Here is a 22,111-nt window from a genome sequence, read left to right as displayed (position 1 = left end):
TTTCGGTCGTTCAACGACTCGTATATGAGGTAGGCCATGTTGACCGACACTGCCGACAAAGCAAGAGCCACCAATAATCCTGCGCCGAAGATTGATCTGACGGAGCAGGACGGTGCGCGCCATATCAGGTTGAGCGGTCGCTGGGTCTCGCAGAGCGTCAATCTTGTCGATGACAAGATGCGCAGTCTTGAGAAAACGGACGAACACAAAGCAACGATAATCGATGTTTCTGGCGTATCCGGTCTCGATACGGCAGGTGCCTGGCTGATTGAACGCTTGCGGCAGCGGCTCGTTGCAAAGAGTGCCGACGCCCAGCTTGAAGGCGTGCGTCAATCCTGGCTCCCTCTGATGGAGGAAGTGGGGCAGGCTGTCGAACGTACTCTGGATATTCCACGTCAGAAGAAGCCGTTCTTTTTCATCTCGTTTCTGGCCGCGCTTGGCGGTGGCGTTATCTCTATGGGTAACGACTTCAAGATGGCGATGCATATCCTGGGCGCCACGATCCGCGGGGCCCAGCTGAAATACGGTCGAGGAAGCGGTATTCCAATCGCTGCCATCGTTACGCAGATGGACCGCATGGGCGTCGGTGCGATTCCCATTATCATCCTGATGTCGACGATCGTTGGTGCGATCATCGCCCAGCAGGGCGCATTTCAGTTGCGCTATTTCGGTGCAGAAATCTTTGTCGTCGATCTGGTTGGCATTCTGGTGCTGCGTGAACTCGGGGTGCTTCTGACAGCTATCATGATCGCCGGTCGTTCAGGCAGTGCGATCACAGCTGAAATCGGCTCCATGAAAATGCGCGAGGAGACGGATGCTCTGACGGTTATCGGCCTCAATCCGGTCGGCGTTCTGGTTTTTCCCCGTCTCGTTGCGCTGGTCGTAGTCCTGCCATTGCTCACCATCATTTCCGATCTGGCTGCATTGATCGGGGCAGGCGGGGTCGCTTGGTTCTACTCCAATATTTCGCCCGATGCTTTCATTAGCCGCCTGCATGACGCGGTGGCGCTTAATACTTATTTCGCCGGTCTTATCAAGGCACCGTTTATGGCCATGATCATCGGGATTCTCGCCTCGGTAGAAGGTATGAAGGTCGGCGGCAGTGCAGAATCACTTGGCCGTCGTGTTACTGCTTCCGTTGTGAAAGCAATTTTTGTGGTTATTGTCGTGGATGGTTTGTTTGCGATGTTCTATGCGGCCATTAATTTTTAGAAACTGCTTATGTTCTTTGTTTTTAATGGGTTCTTTGAGACACAGTTGCACAGAAAATTGACCCCTCAATCGTGTTCAACGGTTCAGTCCGAAGCCAAGCTCGGTTAAAGAATGGTTATGGAGAACGGCATCGACCACCGGTCGCAACTGCAGGACGAAGACAATCGCCAGACGACCGCGCCGATGATCTCGGTGCGCGACGTGACGGTTTCGTTCGGGCGTCAGACGGTGCTCGACAAGCTGTCGCTTGAGATTTACCAGGGCGAGGTTCTGGGCTTCATCGGTCCTTCGGGGGCGGGAAAATCAGTGCTAATGCGGACCATTCTCGGTCTCAACAAGAAACAGTCGGGTGAAATCGAGATTCTCGGTCGCAACATCGATCAGCTGAATGAGATGGAAAAAATGTCCATCGACATGCGTATGGGCGTCTTGTTTCAGCACGGAGCGCTATTTTCGGCGCTGAATGTTCTTGAAAATATTCAGGTTCCGATGCGCGAGTATCTTGATCTGTCGCCGAAGCTGATGGACGAGCTGGCGCGACTGAAAATCGACCTTGTCGGTTTGAAGCCTGACACGGCAGAAAAGTTTCCGTCCGAACTTTCCGGCGGCATGATCAAGCGTGCTGCGCTTGCACGTGCTCTGGCTCTGGATCCGGATATTCTGTTCCTTGACGAACCGACATCGGGTCTTGATCCCATTGGCGCTGCAGAGTTTGACGACCTGATTGCCAATCTGCGGGATACGATGGGTCTGACCGTCTATATGGTCACTCATGATCTCGATAGTCTTTTTGCAATTTGCGACCGGATTGCCGTTCTTGGAAACAAGAACGTACTCGTCAGCGGCACCATTGAAGACATGCTAACGGTAGACGATCCGTGGGTTAAATCCTATTTTCGGGGCAAGCGTGCGCGCCAGATTGATCCATCGGCGCCAACGAGACGGCGGCCCGGCAGCCGCTTGCAGACTGGATAAGATATGGAAACTAAAGCCAATTATGTACTGGTGGGTGTCTTTACGCTGATCGTCAGCCTGTTGGCTTTCGCGTTTGTGTTCTGGATCGCCCGTTTTGGGGAAGCACGCGATTCTCTGGAGCTTGATGTTCGCATCCCGGGTTCCGTGACTGGCCTTTCGATCGGGAGTCAGGTTCTATTCAACGGTATCAAAGTTGGCGATGTTCGGGCGCTGCGTCTTGATCCGTCCAATCCAGAAATGGTGATCGTCAAAACCCGCGTCAACGCGACAACACCTATTACCCGCTCAACTGCAGCAACCCTCGGTTTTCAGGGACTGACCGGGCAGGCTTATATTGAACTGAAGGGCGGTCGTCTTGATGAGCCCAATCTTCTGACCGAGGCTGCAAACGTAGATTCGGTTGCGCGTATTGATGCCGATCCGTCCTCAATCAACAATCTTCTTGCTACCGCACAGGATATTGCTGCACGAGCCAATGCCGTGCTTGGTCAGTTGGAGGGTTTCGTAAAGGATGCTCGTGGACCGCTGACGGATACAATCAACAACACGAAGACTTTCACCGACGCACTGGCACAGAACGCCAACATTATTCAGGAACTTGGTGAGAACACCGGAAACATCAACCAGATCGTCACTGACGCCAAGGATATGATGGCTCGCTTGAACGCTGCTTCTGTGCGTGTTGACGCCATTCTGGCGAAGACCGACAAGCTCCTGTCGAGCGACGACAAGGATGGGGTTGTTGCACAGGCTAAGGCAACGCTGGAATCCATCCGCCAGACATCCGACAATCTCGACAAGCGGATGGGGCCGATTGCGGACAATCTCCAGCGTTTTTCGGGACAGGGATTGCGTGATGTGCAATCCGTCGTGGTGGATAGCCGCCGCTCCATTCAGCGCATAGAACAGGCAATTACCGATCTCGAGCGTAACCCTCAGCGCCTTATCTTTGGCGGTAAAGGGAATGTACCTCAGTATGACGGGAGGACGCGTCATTGATTTCCAAAGCTAGCCTTATTGACATGAAATCACGTCGCACTCTTTGTCGTACAACTTCAATATCTGTTCTGCTCAGCATACTTCTTGCTGGCTGCGGGACGACAACGCCACTTGACACGTTCAATCTGTCTGCACCGCAGCCGGGTGTTTCTTCGCCAAGCCGCAAGAGCACACAGTTGCTGGTTCCGACGCCAACAGCCCTTAAGGCGCTCGATAGCGAGAATATCGTTGTCAGCTCAGCGCCCGGTTCCATCGAATATCTGAAGGGTGCTCAATGGGGTGACAGGCTGACGAACATTGTGCAATCACGTCTGGTGCAGGCCTATGAGAATACAGGTGTGTTCGGCGGGATTGGCCGTCCAGGAGACGGGCTGGCAATCAACTATCAGATTCTGACCGATCTGCGCATGTTCGGCATTCAGGCCTATGCATCGCCTAAGCTCGCAGTGGTCGAACTGGCTGTCAAACTGATGAATGACAAGAATGGCGAGGTTCGGGCCACCCGCGTGTTCCGTACGGCCATTCCGGTAAGCGGTGCGACGAATGCGGCCTATGTGAAGGCACTCGACGCGGCTTTTGAACGGACTGCTAGCGAGATTGTTAGCTGGACAGTGACAGCGCTCTAACCGTTTTTTTTAAAGCACATATTGTCTGAAAACCGTTTCACACTTTTCGAGATGCACTCCAACCGAGGCAAGGTGGAACAATAAAAAAGGTCGGCGTGTTGCGCCGACCTTTTTTATTGAACGGAACCAGCCGGTTTCATCCGAGCCAGACAAACAAAAACGCGGCCCGAAGGCCGCGTTTCCTTTTAGTTCTGGTCTTAGCGAAGGCGACCGCTTGCGTGGGCAAGCATGGTGTAGACCTTGCCAGTGTCCGAGGTGAGGTAAGTCCGCGTCACCATGTTGTCTCGGTCGTTGCGGGCTACATCTTCAAGCAGACGCTGGAAGTCGTCCATGTAGCGGTCGACGGCGCGGCGGAATTCACCATCCGTCTGATACTTGCGCTTGATATCATCAAAAGTCTGCTGACCCTTCAGCGTGTAGAGACGGCGAGTAAAGACGTTTCGTTCACCGCGACGATAACGGTCCCAAAGCTCCACCGAAGCTTCATGGTCGATAGCGCGGGCAATGTCCACCGAAAGCGAGTTCAGCGATTCAACGACATGGCTTGGTGAACGAGGCGTTGCGACCGGCTGTGCTTTCGGCTGCGCGGCTTCTTCTTCCTCGCGGGAAGCACGGGCCAGGAGATCAGACACCCATCCACGTGGCTTTTCTGCCTGTGCGGCTGCCGGTGCAGGCTGAGCCTTCGGCGCTTCGTAGGCGCGCTGGCGAATTGCAACATCTGCCTGTACCACCGGTGCCTGAACAGGGGCTGGACGAGCTGCTGCCGGTGCCGGACGCGAAACCGGGCGATCAGCACGGCTTTCACCGACATCTACCAGACGACCGGACTTATTGACGATTTCGGCGAGTTCCTTGAGCGCATTGATCTGCTCGCTCACGGCTTTGCGCATAGCGGTCGTTGTTTCCTTGGCCTCGGCAGGCATGTCGAGAACGCCACGCTTCAGTTCGCCACGGGTCGTGTTGAGCTCGTTGCGAATTTCGCTTGCAGTGCGGCGAATATCGTCGGTTGCTGCAGAGAACTTCTGTGCTGCCTGTTCAACGATTTCCGAAACGCTTTCCCGCATCTTCTCGGCAGACGAACGGGTCTGGCCTTCGGCGCGCTGGAATGCGGAGGTCACCAGCCCTTCGAAGGACTGCATCAGCTTTTCCACGCCTTCCGACTTCTCGACGAGACCGGATGCCAGTTTGTCGAGCGCCTGATGACGATCTTCAAGCGTGCTGACAAGGCCGTTCTGGGCCGTGTTGATCATGTCGGAAGCCGAAGAGAGAACCTTTCCGTGCTCTTCGAAACGGTCGGCGATGTCTGCGATCTGCGACAGCGTGCTGTCGGAGATAGCGCGCAGCGTACCGATATTGCCGTCAATCAGGCCCGTGGAGGCCTGGAACATCTGCGCTGCACGGTTGGTGTTCTCAACGAAGCTCGACGTCGTGTCGACAAGGCGACCATCGATATCGGTGAGATTGCGCGTTGCAGTGTCGATCAACTTGCCCAGTTCGCCGTTGGAGGCTGCAAGACGATCGATCAGTTCGCTGACATTGTCGGAAAGACCGGTCTTGGCCTGCTGAACAGCGGCAATTGTTTCCGCTGTGCGGCTTGCAAGCGCATTGACCAGAGCGGCATTTTCCGAACGAAGCCTGTCGGTTGCGGCATGGGTTGCTTCTTCAAGCTGCTGCGCCAGTCCACGACCGCTATCAGCAAGCCGCTGTACAAGCGGTTCTGCCGTATCGTTGAGGATCTTGGTGATTTCCTGCGAACGGGCAGCGAGAACGGCATTGAGCTCACGAGTACGTTCTTCCAGCGTCACCGCAGTCGTGTCGGTTACCTGTGCAATACGAGCCTCGACGGAGCCGAGTTCCATCGTGATGCGCGAGCCGATATCACCGAGACGGGTTGCAATCGCGTCAGCACGCTCAGCGAGGCGCGTTTCGGTACCAGCGAGATTGTCGGCAACGCTGGCCGAGAAGGACTCGCTATGGCCTGCAAGCGTTTCACTCGTCTTGGAAGCCGTATCGGCAATCCGCGCTTCAATCGAGCTAAGTTCGCCGGTGAGGCGGCTTTCGATTGCTTCAAGACCGCTGGCAATAGCGCTGGCGCGTTCATTGAGGCGCGTTTCGGTGCCAGCAAGGTTGTCGGCGACGCTTGCAGCGAAGGCTTCGCTATGACCGGCAAGCGTTTCGCTGGTTCTGCTTGCCGTGTTGGCGATGCGGGCTTCGATTGAGCCAAGCTCGCCGGTGAGGCGGCTTTCGATCTCACCAAGACGACCGGCAATCGCGTCGGCGCGGTCGCCGAGACGTGCTTCCGTCCCAGACAGATTATCGATCAGGCGAGCGCTGAATGCTTCGCCGAAGCCGTCCAGAGCTTCACCAGCCTTGGCTGCTTCAGCCGAAAGCGTGCTCGCGGCTTCGCCGATCTTCTCGCGCAGCGTGCCAGCAACGATGCCAGCGCTCTGTTCGAGTGCACGGCGGACATTGTCGACGCCGATGGTGAGTGCCTTTTCCATCGTCTGTGTGCGTTCTTCGATAATGCCGGTCTGGCCTTCGAATGCGCGGCTGATGGTCGAACTGCTGTCGGCAATTGCGTTGTGAAGGTTGGTCGTGCGCTGTTCCAGGATATCACTGTGATCCTGCAGGGTCTGGCTCAGCGATGTCGTGCTCTCACTCAGGGTCGAGCGGATTTCGGCAGCACGCGTTTCAATTGTGCGCTCGTGACCGTCCAGAATGCCGGAGAGGGCATTGTTGTGATCGTTCAGGACGTTATGAAGGCCGCTCGTGCGCTCTTCGACCTGACGAACATGTTCGCCCAAGGCGGCAACAAATGCATCGCGACCGGCACCAATGGAATCAGTCATGCTGCTTGCACGTTCATCGAGAATGCGTGCGAGCGTGTTCTGATTATCAGTGATGAGCGCCTGTAGCGAATTTACGCGCTCATCGAAAGTGCGAGCGAGAACCTCACGGTTTTCGTTGAAGTTATCGCGCATTGCGGCGGCACGCTCATCCATCAGTTGAGCAAGCATGGCTTGATTGCCCGCAATGACACCATGAAGCGTGGTGGCGCGCTCTTCCAGCGAACGAGCGTGGTCTGCAAAGCTTGCATCAAGCAGTGCGGAATGGCTTGCCATTGTCTCGCGCAATGCGTTGGTCCGCTCTTCCAGAATTGCCGCATGACTATCGGCAACGGTGTTGAGGGCAGATGCGCTGACGTTAACGGCATTCTCGATATCGCTCGTGCGTGCAGCAAGCGTATCGGCATGACCGCGGATGACGGAGGAAACGCGTTCCGTTTCGCCTTCCAGCGAAGCAGCCAGAACATCACGGCTTTCGGCAAGCTTGCCTGCAAAGGCATCGGCCTTTTCGCCAAGAATATTGCCGACGCTTTCGCCGATAGACGTCAAATCTTCGCCGATCTTTGTCTTGGTTTCGTCGATCATCGTGCTCAGAGACGTGCGACCGCTGGAGAAGGTCTCTGCGATTTCACGAGTACGAGCGATGAGGTTTTCGTTGATCTGCCGCGAACGGGTTTCGAGAGCTGCATTGAGCTTCTCAGTGCTGCTGTCGAGAGCATGCGCACGTGCTTCGAATTCGGACAGAAGCGACCGGCCACGCTCGGAAAGGGTGCTTTCGAGGTTGGCAAGACGGGTGTCGAATTCGCTGACCATGGATTGCGTTGCACCGCCAAGCAGATTGGCAATACCGGTCGTGCGTTCGTCCAGAGCTTCCGTCAGGCGGTCCGATACAGTGCGCGACTGTTCATCAAGCGTTGCAATGCGCGTATCGAGCAGGTTTGCAAAAGCTTCGCCCGAAGTCGTGATGCGGGAGCCGATGTCACCGGTGCGGGTTTCAATGGCCTCGGCAATAGCGCCGCCGCTTTCGTTGATGCTGCCGATCAGGCGTTCACCGGATTCGCCGAGCAGGGTGCTCAGCTGCTGCGAGGCAGACAGAACATTGTCGCGGATGATGTTGGACGCGCTGGAAAGTTCTTCCTTAAGCTGCTCATGCGCACCGGAGATCGATGAACGTACCCGTTCGGCATGGCTGACAACAGCTTCACGCTCGTTGCCCAGATCGCTGACGAGCGAACGAATGCGAACTTCATTGTCGCTATAAGCACGCTCAAGCTGATTGACTTCGGACTGAACGAGCGTTTCCAGCTCGACGGCACGAGCCAAGGTGCGTTCGATGCCTTCGTTCATGGCGGCGACTTCGCGGCGCACTGCCTGTCCGAGGGTAGAAACGCGATCACCGGATACGGCTTCCGGCTGGAGCAGGCGCATCGCAGCTTCCGACATGCTGCGTGCTGCCGTATGCATTTCCTGCGCGCGTTTTACGAGTTGCGCGAAGCCCCAGAACATGGCGACCGGCAATGCTACACCCGCAACGACGCCGAGGCCGGCGGGCGAGGTGAAAAAGTCCTTGGTGGCTTGCAGGGTCGAAAAGACATCAGGATTGATGGCTTTGCTCAGGGCGACGCCGCCAGCGGCCCAGAGCACGCTGATTGCAGTTGTCGTCCAGAAAAGCTTAGAGGAGTTTTCCGTCGCACGGCGTGGAGCGGCGATAATCGCTTTTTCACTGCGGGAATCGTCATTGGCCGGCGTGAAGGTAGGGGATGCAACGGTGGCGGCGGTTGCAACAGGTGCAGCGGAAACAGGCTTGCTGACAACAGGTTCGGGCGCTGGCGTTGCGACCTTCGAGGTGTTGGCAGGCTTGTGCTGAACGTTGGCCGTACCTTGCGAAACTGGTCCGGCAGCTTTCACAACCGGCGGGACCGGCGGCGCTGCAGGCGTTGCAATCACCGAGGCAGTGGTGATGGTGGCCACTTTTGCAGCAGTTTCCACAGGGGAAACGGCAACGGGCTCTACCGTCTTGGTCTTCTGCTCAGCAACAAGTTCTTCAGCCGCGCGCGAAATCTGTTCTTCCAGATCATCGACGGAGAAGCCTTCATCGAACGCACTCAAGTCCATGTCGATATCAAGATCGTCACCGAAATCGATATCAAGTGCCTGTTCCAGCGCCTTTTCAACCTCAAGGTCGAGCTTCTGTGCCTTGGATTTGGAAGCCATTGTTTGCCTACCTCGTACTCATTACTGCGACGGCCGGACCATAAAAAGGCCGTTACAAAACTTTCTCCGCCATTTTGCATCGTATCGGCTCGGGCTTGTTAAGGAAATAGGCCTCTTCTGCCGATACCTAAAACTTTAAATACAAGGTTAACGGAAACCGGCTCAATTCATGAAAATTCGACATTTCCGGGCTTCCCGCATTTACCAGCAAGTTGTGGAAATCGATCCGGACCGTTTCCTTCATCCAGGAAAGCTCTACGAGTTTATTAACAAAAATACCCGTACAGAGTGTCTGGATGACTGAATTTCATTTCATGATTGCATGCACTGTAGCGCTGGATTCTGTCCGTCATTCCTAACCGTCCCTCAATTCACATCATATGATGCAGTTTCCGCAGACGGCAAGGAAGAGTTTTCGGGTTTTGGGCCCAACTGTCGGGTTTATCAGGCAGGGAAACTCGTCGTCGATGCACGGCATATTGGCGCAGTTGTGGGCGCGGGCGCGGTCAAGGTTGAAACTAATTGCAGAACGCCGTATCTGCCATTTCGAGTTTATTTGCGTTTCCCTGCGAAGGCAGTGATGGGCGCTCAGGATGAAGATCGCGCGAAACTTGCGTGTTTCAAGGAATGAAAATGACGAAGATCGTATTCGTATCAGCTGATGGCGCGACACGGACCGAAGTCGAAGCCGACAACGGGTCAAGCGTGATGGAAGCTGCCATTCGCAATGGCATTCCGGGCATTGATGCGGAATGTGGCGGTGCCTGCGCCTGTGCAACCTGCCATGTCTATGTTGATGAAGACTGGACGGACACTGTCGGCGGACCTGACGCGATGGAAGAGGACATGCTGGACTTCGCTTATGAAGTTCGTCCTACTTCACGCCTCTCGTGTCAGATCCGGGTTTCTGACGATATTGACGGCCTTGTCGTGCAGGTGCCCGAACGCCAGAATTAAGTTTTAAAAGAGATGGTGATGTGATGGGCGCCGAACCGCAGAATGATATTGTCATTATCGGCTGCGGGCCTGTTGCACTCTTTTCCGTTTTTCAGCTTGGGCTGTTCGGTTTCAGGTGCCATCTCATCGATGCCAGTGATCGGCCCGGTGGTCAATGTGCGGCACTCTATGCCGACAAGCCGATTTACGACGTGCCCGGGTTTCCTGAAATCATGGGTGAGGAGCTGGTCGAAAGGCTTCTCAAGCAGATCGCGCCATATAATCCTGTTTTTCATTTCAACAAGATCGCGGTCAGCATCGCGGTCGATGATGACGGCGTGGCTGTTGACACTAGCAATGGCGACAAGCTTGAAGCACGGACAGCGGTGATTGCATCCGGTCTTGGTGCTTTCGGTCTCGATGGACAGGTTATCCGTCCCGACCCTCTGGCCGAAGTTTCCTTAATCAAGACGGGCAACATGCTGGCTGTTAGTCCCGAGACCTTCAGAACTTCAAGTTCGAAGGTCTACGCTATCGGCGATGCTTGCCACTATCCGGGCAAGCTGAAACTTATCCTGTCAGGCTTCCATGAAGCAGCATTGATGACGCAGGCTATACGCCGCGAATTGAGATAGTTCGACACTACTGTTATTTGGAAGCCTGCTGGGCGCGCTCCATGCGATAAGTCAGCAAGCGTGCAAAGCGGTTTTCGAAATTGATCGTCTCAACCCGGTCAAACCGTTGTTGCTCCTTATCATGCGCTTCCATAAGGCGTGCAGTCACTTTGTCGATGTCAGCGCGAAGCACAGAGCAATCCGTGCGGGTGCGCAGTCCGCGTATTTCCCGTTCCATCTGGCTTGCAAAGCTGCGGGCAATGACGATGTGGCTCTCTTCGTGGCGGCGAATATCCTGCAACAGGGTATCCCAGATCAGCGCCAGTTCCGGCGTGGCCTTGCGGCGCTGTTTCCAGCGGGGCAGGGAGACCTTTGCGTGAACGTTTACATAAACGTCCTGCACCTTGCAGGCTTTCCCGGGTGCGCGACCATAACGTACCTTCGCATCGAAACGGATTTCAGCGGCACCGGGATGATGCTGACCAGTCTTCTTGAGGAAGGGGCCATTGCGGGAAAGAGCCTTGTCGAGGTCCGCTGCCGTTTTGCCGCTCACGGTATAGTAGCTGAATTCGCGAAAGATCGCGGCGGCTTCCGCCTGGGGAGCTACGATGGCAAGAACTGCACTGAGAGCCAGAACCTTCTTCCTCAAATTCATGTCCTGGCACCTCTTTCTAAAACCAGTAAGAAATTCTCTTTTTATTGCCGTGAGCATGGCATGCAATCGTCAAGAGAACTATAACGCCCTTCACAAAATGACTTCAGGCGAGGTTGGTTGCAACCTCGCCGCAATGAAATGCCCCCAAGTAAACAGCCCAAGGAAATGACACAGGAACATTTCGCTATGACGAAAGAATGGCACGTTGCTCATGGAAGAAGCCTTCGTCTGGGGGAAAAGTCCGTGATCATGGGCATATTGAATGTCACGCCAGACTCATTTTCCGATGGCGGCCACCACAATGAGCTGGAAAGGGCCGTCGAAGTGGCCGGTCAGATGCTTGCCGATGGAGCGACGATCATTGATGTTGGCGGAGAATCGACCCGGCCCGGAGCTGCTGCGATCGATTCCGAAACGGAGATCACGCGCGTTGTCCCGGTCATCGAAGCATTGGTGAAAAAATACGATTGCATCATCTCCATCGACACTTACCGCGCAGCAACAGCGCAGGCGGCAGTTAGTGCCGGGGCACATATCGTCAATGATGTCTGGGGACTACAACGAGAACCAGAAATCGCTCATGTCGCCAAAAGGAGCGGCGCAGGGCTGGTCATCATGCATACCAGCAGGGATCGACCCGTTCATGCTGATGTCATCGAGGACCAGTTCTCGTTCCTGGATGCTTCACTGGATATAGCGAAAAAGGCAGGCATTGAAGAAACCCGCATCGTACTCGATCCCGGTTTTGGTTTCGGCAAAAACAAGGATGAGGATATTGCGCTGCTGGCGAGAGCAGGCGAATTGCAGAAATTCGGATTTCCGTTGCTCGTCGGCACGTCGCGCAAACGCTTTATCGGCGGCATGACGGGCAGGGACAATCCGCTCGACCGCGACATAGGAACTGCGGCAACGTCTGTCGCACTGCGTTTGGCAGGTGCCGACATCTTCCGTGTTCACAATGTCGCTTTTAATAGAGATGCACTTGCCGTTGCAGATGATATCCTGCAATCCAGACGCAGTGAAAATAGAAAGTGAAGCCGTGTACACGATCCGAATGATGAACTGCGCGTTTTTCGCGCATCACGGCGTTTTCGATGAAGAGCACAAGCTCGGTCAGCGTTTTTACGTCGATGCTATCCTTGATGTCGATCCGGGCAATGCGCTGGAGAATGACGATATCGACGGCACCGTGCATTACGGTATCGCCTTTGCTGTCATTGAAGACATCATCACCGGTCGTCAGCGCTATCTGATCGAGACGCTGGCTCTCGACGTGGCCAAGGCAATGACTGCCCGGTTTCCGCAGGTAAAGCGCGCAGAAATTACCGTCCGCAAGCCGAATGCACCTGTTCCGGGCGTATTGGACCATGTTGAAGTGACGGTGGTTTATCCGCAGTGACTACAGGCAGACATTATCGTGCCTGGCTGGGGCTTGGCGGAAACATCGATGATCCTGTCGCTTCGATGGGCAAGGCGTTGCGTATATTGGACGAACGAGCCGACACAGATGTCGTTGCGGTTTCGGCAGTCTATCGCACGCCGCCATGGGGGAAGACGGATCAGGCGTGGTTTCACAATGCCTGTGCAGAGATAGAAACATCGTTGCAGCCATTGGAGTTGATTGCGACCTGCCTTGATGTGGAGCGTTCTTTGAAGCGTGTCAGGCTTGAAAGATGGGGGCCGCGCATCATCGATATCGACATACTGGCAATGCAGGATGATGCGGGAGAGACTGTCGTCATGACGGATTCCGCTCTCGAGCTTCCGCATCCGCGTATGCACGAGCGCGCTTTCGTCCTCGTGCCCCTGAGCGATATTGCACCGTCTCTCGAGATTGCAGGCAAGGCCGTTGCGGACTGGAATGCCGGGATAGAGCAATCCGGAATAGAAAAAGCCCGCACGGATGCGGGCTGGTGGCGTGAATAGCGTTCCGGTCAGTTCTTGGCGATACTGCCGACAGCGATATTATCGACGCGCTTCAGGCTCATGCCGATGACCGGAACCAGTTCCTTGCCGACCCGCACCGAAACCGTCACGTTCATCGTGTTCGGATCGGAGACACGTGCCAGCATCGCACCATTGAGCTGCTTGCGGTTCAGGCCGAAAACAACCTTGTTTCCACTGACGGAACCCGACGTGACATCAAGGCCTTTGCCCGCTGCGCCATCATTGAATTTGCCGGAATAAGCGGACCCGACACGCGTGACGGTGGCCTTCATCGGCTGCGAAAAGACACCGACGCGGCAGGTGCCGTCGAGTGTCATGCCAATATCTTCATCCGGAGTCGATCCGGCGAGATTGCAGACGAATTTCGTGCCTTTGTATTTCCCGGCGACGATTTCACCCGGGCCTGACCATTGGCCTTCGATCGTTTGAAAGAACTGTTTGTCCTTGTCAGCGGCCAGAACCGGCGCAGCGGAAAATGACACGGGCAGCAGCGTCAGGCAGGCGGCGATGCAATTCTTCATATTCAGCTCTGTCCCGGATTCACGACCTTGATCGGACGTCATTCCTAATCGTTGTTTTCCAGCATGTCACGACCAAAAGCTGGTCGCGCCTCGCAAACCGTCGGATTTGCCGACGTTGCCATAAGCCGATTGACAGAGAAGGACACGGTTCAGGGGAGTGTGCCGATACATCTGGTCGCTCGATTCTGGCGCAGATTTCTATCTATCTATAATCGTCGCGAATGGTTAATGCTTCGGAAATAAACCGCTATTTTCCGGGATGCTTTTTATCCGGTCGTTCGCCGTTGATCTTCACGAGATCGCCGATAAAGTCGCCGATGCCGGGGCGTTTTTCCGCATTGAATGGAAACGGACGCACCACATCCATGGCGGCAATCCCGATGCGCGCCGTCATGAGTCCGTTGACGACGCCTTCACCGAGCTTGGCCGATAACCGGGACGCAAGACCATGGCCGACGAGCTGCTGGATCACGCTGTCCCCCATGGCCAGCGTTCCTGTCACGGCCAGATGGGCAATGACCCGGCGGGCAAGTTTCAGAAAGCCCAGCGTGCCAGGACGACCACCGTAAAGTTGTGACAGTCGGCGGATCAGCCGAGCTGATTCAAAAATGACGTAACCGATATCGACCAGCGCACGCGGGCTGATTGCCGTGACAATCGAAACCCGCTTTGAAGCATTCAGAATAAGTGTGCGTGCTTCACGGTCGAGGGGGCGAAGGATTTCTGTTTCGGCAAGCAGGATCAGGTTTCGGCCGTCAATGATATCGTCTGTCAGAGCGTCCAGAAGCTGTCGTCCGCGTGCCGTCTCCGGCAAGCCCGCCGCAATTGAGCGCAAGGCGTCCACTGCCTTTCTGGCCGCGGCCATATCGTCGCGTTCTGCTGCATCTGCGGCGTCCTTGCGAAGGTGCTGCACGGACGCGAGGCGGCGTAATGCGACCAGTTCACGAACGACGATGGCGATAAAGGCGGCAAGCGCAATTATCGCAACACCAAGAGCCGTCCAGCCCAACCAATCCGCGCGGGAAAATAGCGCTCGGATAAGGTCTTCGGTCCAGATGCCGATGGCGAATGAAACAAGGATACCGAGTGCACCGAAAAGTATTCTGCTGAGCGACCAGCCCTTGCGTTCGGGCGCTTCAAACGACGGATCGAGGATTTCCAGCTCTGCTGCCTCTTCTTCGCTCAATGCAAAAACATCTGGTTGGGCAACAACAACATCAAGGTCTCGCACTGCACGAGGGCGACGTGGTGCTTCATCCGCTGCTTCGGGGCGGTTAGAGGACTGGCTTACCGTAAAGGAAGCTGGTTTGCGTGGTGTCTTCTCTGTCATGCGAGACGATCCCCAATCAGAAACTGCAAGGCACGATCCAGCCTTATATGGGGCAGGGACAACGTGATGCCTTCGGCAGTACGTTCAAGCCGGGGCGGCCGGAAACGGACGAAACGAATGGCTGGGTCATCCTGCGCAAAGGACTTTTCAAAAATCGCATTGGGATTCTTCGGTAAGTCACCGGGAAATATAGCTGTTTCGGTTTCGCCATCGAATACTTCACCGTCGATCCTTTCGCCTTCCAGCGGCGTGCCGACGATGACGGGAAGGGTTTCCTTACCTTGTGTAACGGTTGCCTCGCGAGTGGCGCGCACGGCAGCCATTGCGAGGACATCAATATCCGCGCCGGAAAAATCGGCGCGCTCTATAGCCCGTTCCACGAGACGGCGCACGATGGCTTGCAGACGGTCATGACTTTCATGATGCAGATGGTCGGCCTTCGTTGCAGCCACGAGAATCCGGCCGATCCGTCGCTGGATCAGCCCGGTTAGCAGGTTAGAGCGTCCCGGTCGGAAGCAGGACAGGATATCGGTGAGTGCACGTTCGAGGTCGGCAACGACCGCGCCACCAGCATTCATTGCCTGCATGGCGTCGATAAGCACGATTTGCCGGTCGAGCCGCGCAATATGTTCGCGAAAGAAGGGCTTGATGACATAGGTTTTATAGGCTTCGTAGCGCCGCTCCATCATTGCGCCCAGAGAACCGGCCTTCAGATCGTCCGGTTTCAGGTCGGGAAGCGGGGCAAATGTCAGTGCCGGTGAACCCTCGAGATCGCCCGGCATCAGGAAACGCCCTGGCGGCAAGGTCGATAATGCACGCTCATCCGCTTTGCCTGCACGCAAATAAGCCGTAAAACTCTTGGCCAGACGCTGGGCAGTCAGTTCGTCTGCCTTTTCGGAAGGGGTGACGAGTGAAGCTTCGGTGATCCAATCCTGAGCCAGATCCTTGTGCGTCGGTTCATGGGCCAGAGCAAAGGAATCCGCGCTGAACTCCGCATAGGATTTGCCCAGCAAAGGCAGATCCAGCAGCCATTCTCCGGGATAATCCACAATATCGACCGAAAGCTTGCCCGGTGACAGCCAGCGCCCCCAGGCAGAAGCGGATTCATATTCGATTGTCAGGCGCAATTGCGAGATGGCGCGCGTGGAGTCCGGCCAGATACGCTCATCGATCAAAGCCGACAGATGCTCTTCATATTGAAAGCGGGGGACTGCATCATCGGGCTGCGGTTCGAGCAGCGCGCGTGAAATGCGGCCCGATTTATAGGCCTCGAACATTGGAAGCCTGCCGCCATGCAGCATGTTGTGAACGAGAGCTGTGATGAAGACCGTCTTTCCGGCACGCGACAAACCAGTCACACCGAGCCGCAATGATGGAGACAAAAGCCCGGTCGCACGGTCTGCCAGCGTATCCAGTGCGATCTTCGCTTCGTCGCCAATACTTGTCAGCTTAGCCAATTAATCCTCGCCGAATTCAATGATCTGTCAGCGGTATAGATAGGGTTGCGTCAGCGGTCTTGGCAAGGAATGTTGGTGCACTTACGGAAAATCTACTGGGGTAGTATGAAGCTTTCGAGATAGCCTGCTCCACGTTCGAGTTCGCCCAGTGAAGCAGGAAATGTAATATTTGCCAGTGCGGCAGTGGGAAAACCTGCACGGAGCTTCAAGAGGCCATCCTTGTTGCCATCGCCACATAAGGCCAGCGCCAGATCCTCTATGCTGGGATTGTGTCCCACGAGCAACAGCGTCGGCACATCGCCATGTTCACGTATGGCTTGCATGTAGTCAGCCGCGCCGCCGCTATAGATCGTATCGTCGATGATGGTTTCGACCTCGATACCCAGACGTTCAATAATGCCGAACGCGGTTTCTCGCGTTCTACACGAACCGGAAAGAACCACCCGATCAGGATAAAGATCGATTGACTTCATCGTCCTAGCAAGCCGGTCGAGCGAAGCTTTGCCTTCCTGATCAAGAGGGCGGTCAAAATCCTTCATCCCAGGTTTCGCCCACACGGCTTTAGCATGTCTAAGGAGAAGCAAACGACTCATCTGTAACGTTCCAAGCTGTGTTTTGTGAGCATTTTCGACCATATTTCGAGCGCAATTGAGCGCTCCGGTGGTCCATTCTCCCGATTTTTTGATGTCTGTCAGCATTATTTACAGGTGCCACATGCCTAATTATTGAGCTGATTATGCTTCCATAGGTTGATGGTGACAGTGACTGGAAAATATACCCACTTTATTGGCAATTGATTGAAGTTATTCTGAAAGTCCAAAGAGCAATTTTTTGCGTGCAGTTTTGAATTGCATAATTTTGATGCAAAATCATACAAAATTGATGCACTAAAAAGTAGTGGGATACGGTTGTTTGATGTTGTGTCCTTGTTGCTATGGAACTATATAACCGCTCGCGTCTCCTAGATGTGGGGTAATTCAGAATGAGTGAATTGATTGACCTTGACTATAGGCCCACTGAAGACGAGCCGTTCATGAATGAGCGGCAGAAGTCTTACTTCCGCGCGAAACTGGTCGCGTGGAAGAATGATATTCTGCGAGAAGCGCGTGAAACGCTTGAGGCGCTACAGCAGGAAAATGCAAACCACCCGGACCTGGCGGACAGGGCATCCTCCGAAACGGATCGGGCAATTGAGCTACGTGCTCGCGACAGACAGCGCAAATTGATCTCCAAAATCGACGCAGCATTGAGCCGCATTGATGAAGGAACATACGGCTTCTGCGAGGAAACGGGAGAACCTATCAGCTTGAAGCGGCTTGATGCGCGTCCGATCGCTACGCTATCTATCGAAGCGCAGGAGCGCCATGAGCGTCGTGAGAAAGTCTATCGCGACGACTAAGCTTCGAGACGGTTTGAAAATTTATAGGCTGCGGTTTCCGCAGCCTATTTTCTTTGTATCGAGACAAATTTTGGCCGGAAGTTCAGCTTCTGCGAGTTTCATCCTTGGTCAATTCACCGAGAAGCTTTTCCATTTCATCTTCGATATCATCCTTCGCCTTGTCTTCGACAACGTCGTCCGTTGCGGAAATATCAAGTGAGCTTAGAAGCTCATTCTCGAAGAATTCAGTATCGAATGAGATCGCGTCCTTGGCGTCATCGCTGGCGGCGCTCTCCGAATTGACGTCTGCAGCGATTGCTTCGTGCAACGCACCGCCGAGATCGGCCAGGTTATCGCTCGGCGTTTCTACTGCTACGGCCTCTGTTTCTACAGGCTTTGACTCGGCAACCACGATTTCCGGCTCGACGCGCTCCGGTTCCGAAGGGGCGCTGAATGCCGGAGCTGCAGTCGCAGAGACTGTAGGTCCGGTTACATCGACCGAAGGAGATTTATCCGCAACCGTTGTTTCACGCTCGGGAACGATGCTGCCAAGATTTGCTGAAGCAACCGATGCGGCGGCGGCAACACCGGCTGCAGTGGCGGTCGCACCGGACGAGGTTGAACTCAGAACGCCGCGCGAAACCTGGCTCAATGGATAGGCCGGATGTGCACGTGTTGACTGCGGCTGTGCTTGCGCGGGGCGGGGCGGCAATACGGTGCGTGGCTGTGGCGGATAGTTCGGCGCCGGGCGCGGTTGAGGCCGTGGCTGAGGTGGTTGAGCGGATTTCTGCTCGACAGGGGGGCGTGGCGGGATTGGTGCCGTCGGCGCCTGCGGCGGCACACGAACAGGTGCAGCAGCCTGCTGGACCGGCTCTTCTCGTGCTGGCTCAGGCTTGCGGTAGACCGGTGCTTCGATTGCGGAGGTGATCTGGATCGCTTCGTCCTTCTCTTCGGCTTGCGGTGTTTGCAGTGAGAGAGCAGGGCGCTCCGCCTTGTCATTGGTCAGGGTTGCTTCGTGCTGCTTGAAGCGTTCGATATGTTCAGGCTCGATGCGTGAAGCTTGCACACGCGCATGAGCCCGCGATTCCATGACAATATTCTGTTCCACCACAACATCGGTTGGCCCGCCGATGAGCAGGAGATGTTCCACGTCGTCGCGGCGAATAAGCACGAGCTTGCGTCGGCTGTCGACCGCTGCTGCGTCCATCACCGAAAGGCGCGGCTGTCGCGTACGCCCGTTGGAAACGAAAGTACCACCGCTGAAACGGCGAATGATACTGAGAACAACGAAAATTCCGCCAAGAATGATCGCAAATATTAGGATGAAGCCAACAATATTAGCCGCACTCTCTCCAACGATGCCGCTGAGCCATTCCTTCATGCGGATACCCTCTTATACAATAAACGAAAAACCTGCGACGAATGGAGACTGCGCTTCCCCCGGCACTCCGCATCATCACATGATTGGTACAGTAGTTGAATTTCTAAGCCTTGGGAATGTTTCTTGGAAATGCGAGAAATATATGATCCCCAGGCAAAACGGTGCAAAAAAGTCCAATTTGCACCGTTTCAGTGCAGCAATGCTTGTACTGCTCGCCGATTAAAGCATTCTGCGAATCGGATATACCCTGACATATTGGCTGCGCGTTTCCACGTGAGAGCTGAACTGTGCGGAAAAGTGCATTCGAGAAAATCGGATATGCGGATGATTGAAATGACGTCTTGGCTGATCGAAAAAATGCCTGGCACCCGGGGCACCCGGATGCCTGTTGGTGCTCGGCCACGCAACATGAAAGGGCAGCAGGCTTGATGTCGCGACAGACGGACAACGCTTACCCGAAACCGCTCGTAATGCCCAAGCGCAACCGCAGCGGAGCTCTTCGCCTGCTGATCGTCGGTATTCTGCTTACGGTCGCCGCAATCGCCTATTTTGTGTTCCGCGACCAGCTTGGAGATGGATTCGCCCTCGTTCTTATGGGCGTTCTGTCGATGGTCGGCGTATTCTACCTTTTCGGCGCAGCAACGGGTCTCATTCAATTCAGCCAGAAGAACGGTGAACAGGACCTCGCTCATTCCTTCATGGATTCGCAGCCGGAAGGGACTGTCATTTCCGACGCGCGCGGCCAGATCGTTTATGCCAATCAAGCTTATGCCGTCATGACTGGTGTTGCGAATGCTGAAGGAGTCCGTTCGCTCGATAATGTATTGACGGCAGAACCTGCGGCATCCGATGCCATATACCGTCTGACGAATGCCGTTCGCGATGGTCTGTCGGCACAGGAGGAAGTGCGCCTTTCCGGCGGCCTTTCCCGTGAGGGGCATGGCTCGCTGGCGCCTGTCTGGTATCGCATCAAGGCGCGTCCCGTTGAAGCCGGACACGAATTCAAAAGCCCGCTCGTCGCGTGGCAGATTGCCGATATTTCCGACGAGCGTGCGGAGCAGGAGCGCTTCTTTCAGGAGCTGCAGGAAGCGATCAATCACCTCGATCACGCGCCAGCCGGGTTCTTTTCTGCCGACCCTTCCGGCCGGATCATCTACCTCAATGCGACGCTTGCAGAGTGGCTCGGTGTCGATCTGACCCAGTTCACACCGGGATCGTTAACACTCAACGATATAGTGGCAGGCAGTGGAATGGCGCTCATCAAGGCGGTGAAAGCCGAGCCGGGCACAAGCCGCAACACTGTCATCGATCTTGATCTGATCAAGCGGAACGGACAGAGCCTCGCCGTTCGCTTCTATCACCGTGTCCAGGCTGCGCGTGATGGAACGCGCGGTACGAGCCGTACCATCGTTCTGGATCGTGCGGAGGGCGAGGATTCATCAATGGCGCTGCGCTCCGCAGAAGTGCGCTTCACGCGTTTCTTCAATTCGGCTCCGATGGCCATCGCTGCGGTTGATTCTGCCGGACATATACTGCGCACCAATGCGCGCTTCCTCGATATTTTCGCTCCTGTTGTCGATCGCGATGCGATTGACGGCAATGCGAAGCTTGAAATTGTCGTGCATGAACGCGACCGCGAAACCTTTAACAGGGCGCTTGCCGCAGCCTTTGCAGGACAGGCAAGCATTTCGCCTGTTGATACGGTGTTGCCGGGCAACGAAGAGCGGCACATCCGCTTTTATATGAGCCCTGTCACTGATCTGGGCGGCGAGCGCGCCGAAGAAGCGGCGATTATCTCGGCTGTCGAAACAACCGAGCAGAAAGCCCTTGAAAGCCAGATGGCGCAGAGCCAGAAGATGCAGGCTGTCGGCCAGCTTGCAGGTGGTATTGCGCACGACTTCAACAACGTTCTGACGGCGATCATCATGTCGTCGGACCTGCTGCTGACCAACCATCGCGCATCCGATCCGTCGTTCCCGGACATTATGAACATCAAGCAGAACGCCAATCGCGCGGCCTCGCTTGTGCGCCAGCTGCTGGCATTCTCGCGCCGTCAGACGCTTCGTCCGGAAGTGCTCGACCTGACCGACGTTCTTGCAGATCTGCGTATGCTTCTGGCTCGCCTTGTCGGCAAGGATATAGAGCTGAAGATCGATCATGGACGTGATCTCTGGCCGGTCAAGGCCGATCTCGGACAGTTCGAACAGGTTGCTGTCAATCTCGCGGTCAATGCACGTGATGCCATGCCGGACGGCGGCGAAATCACGTTGCGTACCCGTAACGTGTCGACGCAGGAAGTCGCAAAGCTGCATTATCGCGATCTTCCGGAAGCGGACTATGTGGTCTTCGAAGTGGAAGACACCGGGACGGGTATTCCTGCGGATGTGCTCGAAAAGATTTTCGAGCCGTTCTTCACGACGAAGGAAGTGGGCAAGGGTACGGGCCTTGGGCTGTCGATGGTCTACGGGATCATTAAACAGACCGGTGGCTTCATCTATTGTGATTCCGAGGTTGGAAAAGGCACGACATTCAAGATTTTCCTGCCGCGCCTCATCGAGGAAAAACGCGCCGACGATGCGCCGGTTGTCGTGAAGGAAAAGAAGGTCGAGAAAGCAACCGATCTTTCCGGTTCCGCGACCGTTCTCCTGGTGGAAGACGAAGACGCGGTCCGTATGGGCGGCGTGCGCGCACTCCAGTCACGCGGTTATACAGTCCACGAAGCGGCTTCCGGTGTCGAAGCGCTTGAAGTCATGGCAGAACTTGGCGGTGAGGTGGATATCGTCGTATCGGATGTCGTCATGCCCGAAATGGATGGCCCGACACTGCTGCGTGAGCTTCGCAAGACGTATCCTGATATCAAATTCATCTTTGTGTCGGGTTACGCGGAGGATGCCTTTGCGCGCAATCTTCCAGCTGATGCCAAGTTCGGATTCCTGCCAAAGCCGTTCTCACTCAAGCAGTTGGCGACCACAGTTAAGGAAATGCTGGAGAAGCAGGATTAATACTTCGACGAGGCTGAT

At 55.3% G+C, this 22,111-nt stretch carries 18 protein-coding genes; 11 read left to right on the top strand and 7 right to left on the bottom strand.

Annotated features, from left to right (window positions below):
• The first annotated feature begins 36 nt into the window (after positions 1-36).
• From CES86_RS04145 to CES86_RS04130, 4 genes are all read left to right on the top strand, one after another.
• Positions 37-1,212 (top strand): ABC transporter permease, encoded by a 1,176-nt coding sequence (locus CES86_RS04145; protein ID WP_010660053.1) that lies wholly within the window; start codon positions 37-39, stop codon positions 1,210-1,212.
• Positions 1,213-1,323: 111 nt separating this feature from the next.
• Positions 1,324-2,187, top strand: a complete 864-nt coding sequence (locus CES86_RS04140) for an ABC transporter ATP-binding protein (RefSeq protein WP_029924759.1) — start codon at positions 1,324-1,326, stop codon at positions 2,185-2,187.
• Positions 2,188-2,190: 3 nt separating this feature from the next.
• Positions 2,191-3,186: an MlaD family protein gene (locus CES86_RS04135; protein ID WP_010660055.1), complete on the top strand. Its 996-nt coding sequence runs from the start codon at positions 2,191-2,193 to the stop codon at positions 3,184-3,186.
• A gap of 23 nt (positions 3,187-3,209) precedes the next feature.
• The gene (locus CES86_RS04130) at positions 3,210-3,812 is read left to right on the top strand and encodes an ABC-type transport auxiliary lipoprotein family protein (protein WP_407922997.1); all 603 of its coding nucleotides are present in this window, start codon (positions 3,210-3,212) and stop codon (positions 3,810-3,812) included.
• A gap of 197 nt (positions 3,813-4,009) precedes the next feature.
• Here the strand turns inward: CES86_RS04130 and CES86_RS04125 are convergent, their stop codons facing one another.
• Positions 4,010-8,872 (bottom strand): apolipoprotein A-IV repeat region-like domain-containing protein, encoded by a 4,863-nt coding sequence (locus CES86_RS04125; protein WP_010660057.1) that lies wholly within the window; start codon positions 8,870-8,872, stop codon positions 4,010-4,012.
• 633 nt (positions 8,873-9,505) lie between these two features.
• On the opposite strand from CES86_RS04125, the gene CES86_RS04120 reads away from it, so the two are divergent.
• Complete coding sequence (locus CES86_RS04120; RefSeq protein WP_010660058.1) at positions 9,506-9,829, top strand: 2Fe-2S iron-sulfur cluster-binding protein; 324 nt, start codon at positions 9,506-9,508, stop codon at positions 9,827-9,829.
• Positions 9,830-9,852: 23 nt separating this feature from the next.
• Positions 9,853-10,443: an NAD(P)/FAD-dependent oxidoreductase gene (locus CES86_RS04115; protein WP_029924767.1), complete on the top strand. Its 591-nt coding sequence runs from the start codon at positions 9,853-9,855 to the stop codon at positions 10,441-10,443.
• 13 nt (positions 10,444-10,456) lie between these two features.
• On the opposite strand, the gene CES86_RS04110 is transcribed toward CES86_RS04115, so the two are convergent.
• Complete coding sequence (locus tag CES86_RS04110) at positions 10,457-11,077, bottom strand: DUF922 domain-containing Zn-dependent protease (RefSeq protein ID WP_012092016.1); 621 nt, start codon at positions 11,075-11,077, stop codon at positions 10,457-10,459.
• A gap of 186 nt (positions 11,078-11,263) precedes the next feature.
• Between CES86_RS04110 and folP the strand changes: the two genes are divergently transcribed.
• The 3 genes from folP to folK are packed head-to-tail and all read left to right on the top strand — an operon-like array spanning position 11,264 to position 13,003.
• A complete protein-coding gene (gene folP / locus CES86_RS04105) occupies positions 11,264-12,112 on the top strand; it encodes a dihydropteroate synthase (RefSeq protein WP_029924771.1) in 849 nt (282 codons plus the stop codon).
• Positions 12,113-12,116: 4 nt separating this feature from the next.
• On the top strand, positions 12,117-12,476 hold the full coding sequence (gene folB / locus CES86_RS04100) for a dihydroneopterin aldolase (protein WP_010660062.1): 360 nt from the start codon (positions 12,117-12,119) through the stop codon (positions 12,474-12,476).
• Positions 12,473-13,003, top strand: a complete 531-nt coding sequence (gene folK / locus CES86_RS04095) for a 2-amino-4-hydroxy-6-hydroxymethyldihydropteridine diphosphokinase (RefSeq protein WP_029924773.1) — start codon at positions 12,473-12,475, stop codon at positions 13,001-13,003. Before folB ends, folK begins: the two co-directional genes overlap by 4 nt.
• A gap of 8 nt (positions 13,004-13,011) precedes the next feature.
• Here folK and CES86_RS04090 read toward each other — a convergent pair whose 3' ends face one another.
• The 4 genes from CES86_RS04090 to CES86_RS04075 form a co-directional block, all read right to left on the bottom strand.
• Positions 13,012-13,545 (bottom strand): hypothetical protein, encoded by a 534-nt coding sequence (locus CES86_RS04090; RefSeq protein WP_094513793.1) that lies wholly within the window; start codon positions 13,543-13,545, stop codon positions 13,012-13,014.
• Between the two features lie 247 nt (positions 13,546-13,792).
• The gene (locus CES86_RS04085; protein WP_094513767.1) at positions 13,793-14,875 is read right to left on the bottom strand and encodes a YcjF family protein; all 1,083 of its coding nucleotides are present in this window, start codon (positions 14,873-14,875) and stop codon (positions 13,793-13,795) included.
• Complete coding sequence (locus tag CES86_RS04080; protein WP_029924777.1) at positions 14,872-16,332, bottom strand: YcjX family GTP-binding protein; 1,461 nt, start codon at positions 16,330-16,332, stop codon at positions 14,872-14,874. The genes CES86_RS04085 and CES86_RS04080 overlap by 4 nt, the downstream gene beginning before the upstream one ends.
• A gap of 92 nt (positions 16,333-16,424) precedes the next feature.
• Positions 16,425-16,925 (bottom strand): SixA phosphatase family protein, encoded by a 501-nt coding sequence (locus tag CES86_RS04075; RefSeq protein WP_040130128.1) that lies wholly within the window; start codon positions 16,923-16,925, stop codon positions 16,425-16,427.
• 389 nt (positions 16,926-17,314) lie between these two features.
• Between CES86_RS04075 and dksA the strand changes: the two genes are divergently transcribed.
• Positions 17,315-17,731: an RNA polymerase-binding protein DksA gene (gene dksA, locus CES86_RS04070; RefSeq protein WP_010660068.1), complete on the top strand. Its 417-nt coding sequence runs from the start codon at positions 17,315-17,317 to the stop codon at positions 17,729-17,731.
• Between the two features lie 82 nt (positions 17,732-17,813).
• Here the strand turns inward: dksA and CES86_RS04065 are convergent, their stop codons facing one another.
• On the bottom strand, positions 17,814-19,091 hold the full coding sequence (locus tag CES86_RS04065; protein ID WP_029924781.1) for a flagellar biosynthetic protein FliO: 1,278 nt from the start codon (positions 19,089-19,091) through the stop codon (positions 17,814-17,816).
• A gap of 428 nt (positions 19,092-19,519) precedes the next feature.
• Between CES86_RS04065 and cckA the strand changes: the two genes are divergently transcribed.
• A complete protein-coding gene (cckA, locus tag CES86_RS04060) occupies positions 19,520-22,093 on the top strand; it encodes a cell cycle histidine kinase CckA (RefSeq protein ID WP_029924782.1) in 2,574 nt (857 codons plus the stop codon).
• The last annotated feature ends 18 nt before the right edge of the window (positions 22,094-22,111 follow it).

The sequence above is a fragment of the Brucella lupini genome (genome assembly GCF_002252535.1).
GTDB classification, from domain to species: domain Bacteria; phylum Pseudomonadota; class Alphaproteobacteria; order Rhizobiales; family Rhizobiaceae; genus Brucella; species Brucella anthropi.
Note: the sequence above shows the minus strand (reverse complement) of the source record. Positions and strands in the feature narration are given on the sequence as shown.

Bases quoted from the DNA above. Each gene is read 5' to 3' on its own strand.
- CES86_RS04145 (WP_010660053.1), top strand. From the start codon at position 37: ATGTTGACCGACACTGCCGACAAAGCAAGAGCCACCAATAATCCTGCG.
- CES86_RS04140 (WP_029924759.1), top strand. From the start codon at position 1,324: ATGGTTATGGAGAACGGCATCGACCACCGGTCGCAACTGCAGGACGAA.
- CES86_RS04135 (WP_010660055.1), top strand. From the start codon at position 2,191: ATGGAAACTAAAGCCAATTATGTACTGGTGGGTGTCTTTACGCTGATC.
- CES86_RS04130 (WP_407922997.1), top strand. From the start codon at position 3,210: ATGAAATCACGTCGCACTCTTTGTCGTACAACTTCAATATCTGTTCTG.
- CES86_RS04125 (WP_010660057.1), bottom strand. From the start codon at position 8,872: ATGGCTTCCAAATCCAAGGCACAGAAGCTCGACCTTGAGGTTGAAAAG.
- CES86_RS04120 (WP_010660058.1), top strand. From the start codon at position 9,506: ATGACGAAGATCGTATTCGTATCAGCTGATGGCGCGACACGGACCGAA.
- CES86_RS04115 (WP_029924767.1), top strand. From the start codon at position 9,853: ATGGGCGCCGAACCGCAGAATGATATTGTCATTATCGGCTGCGGGCCT.
- CES86_RS04110 (WP_012092016.1), bottom strand. From the start codon at position 11,077: ATGAATTTGAGGAAGAAGGTTCTGGCTCTCAGTGCAGTTCTTGCCATC.
- folP (WP_029924771.1), top strand. From the start codon at position 11,264: ATGACGAAAGAATGGCACGTTGCTCATGGAAGAAGCCTTCGTCTGGGG.
- CES86_RS04090 (WP_094513793.1), bottom strand. From the start codon at position 13,545: ATGAAGAATTGCATCGCCGCCTGCCTGACGCTGCTGCCCGTGTCATTT.
- CES86_RS04085 (WP_094513767.1), bottom strand. From the start codon at position 14,875: ATGACAGAGAAGACACCACGCAAACCAGCTTCCTTTACGGTAAGCCAG.
- CES86_RS04075 (WP_040130128.1), bottom strand. From the start codon at position 16,925: ATGAGTCGTTTGCTTCTCCTTAGACATGCTAAAGCCGTGTGGGCGAAA.
- dksA (WP_010660068.1), top strand. From the start codon at position 17,315: ATGAGTGAATTGATTGACCTTGACTATAGGCCCACTGAAGACGAGCCG.
- CES86_RS04065 (WP_029924781.1), bottom strand. From the start codon at position 19,091: ATGAAGGAATGGCTCAGCGGCATCGTTGGAGAGAGTGCGGCTAATATT.
- cckA (WP_029924782.1), top strand. From the start codon at position 19,520: ATGTCGCGACAGACGGACAACGCTTACCCGAAACCGCTCGTAATGCCC.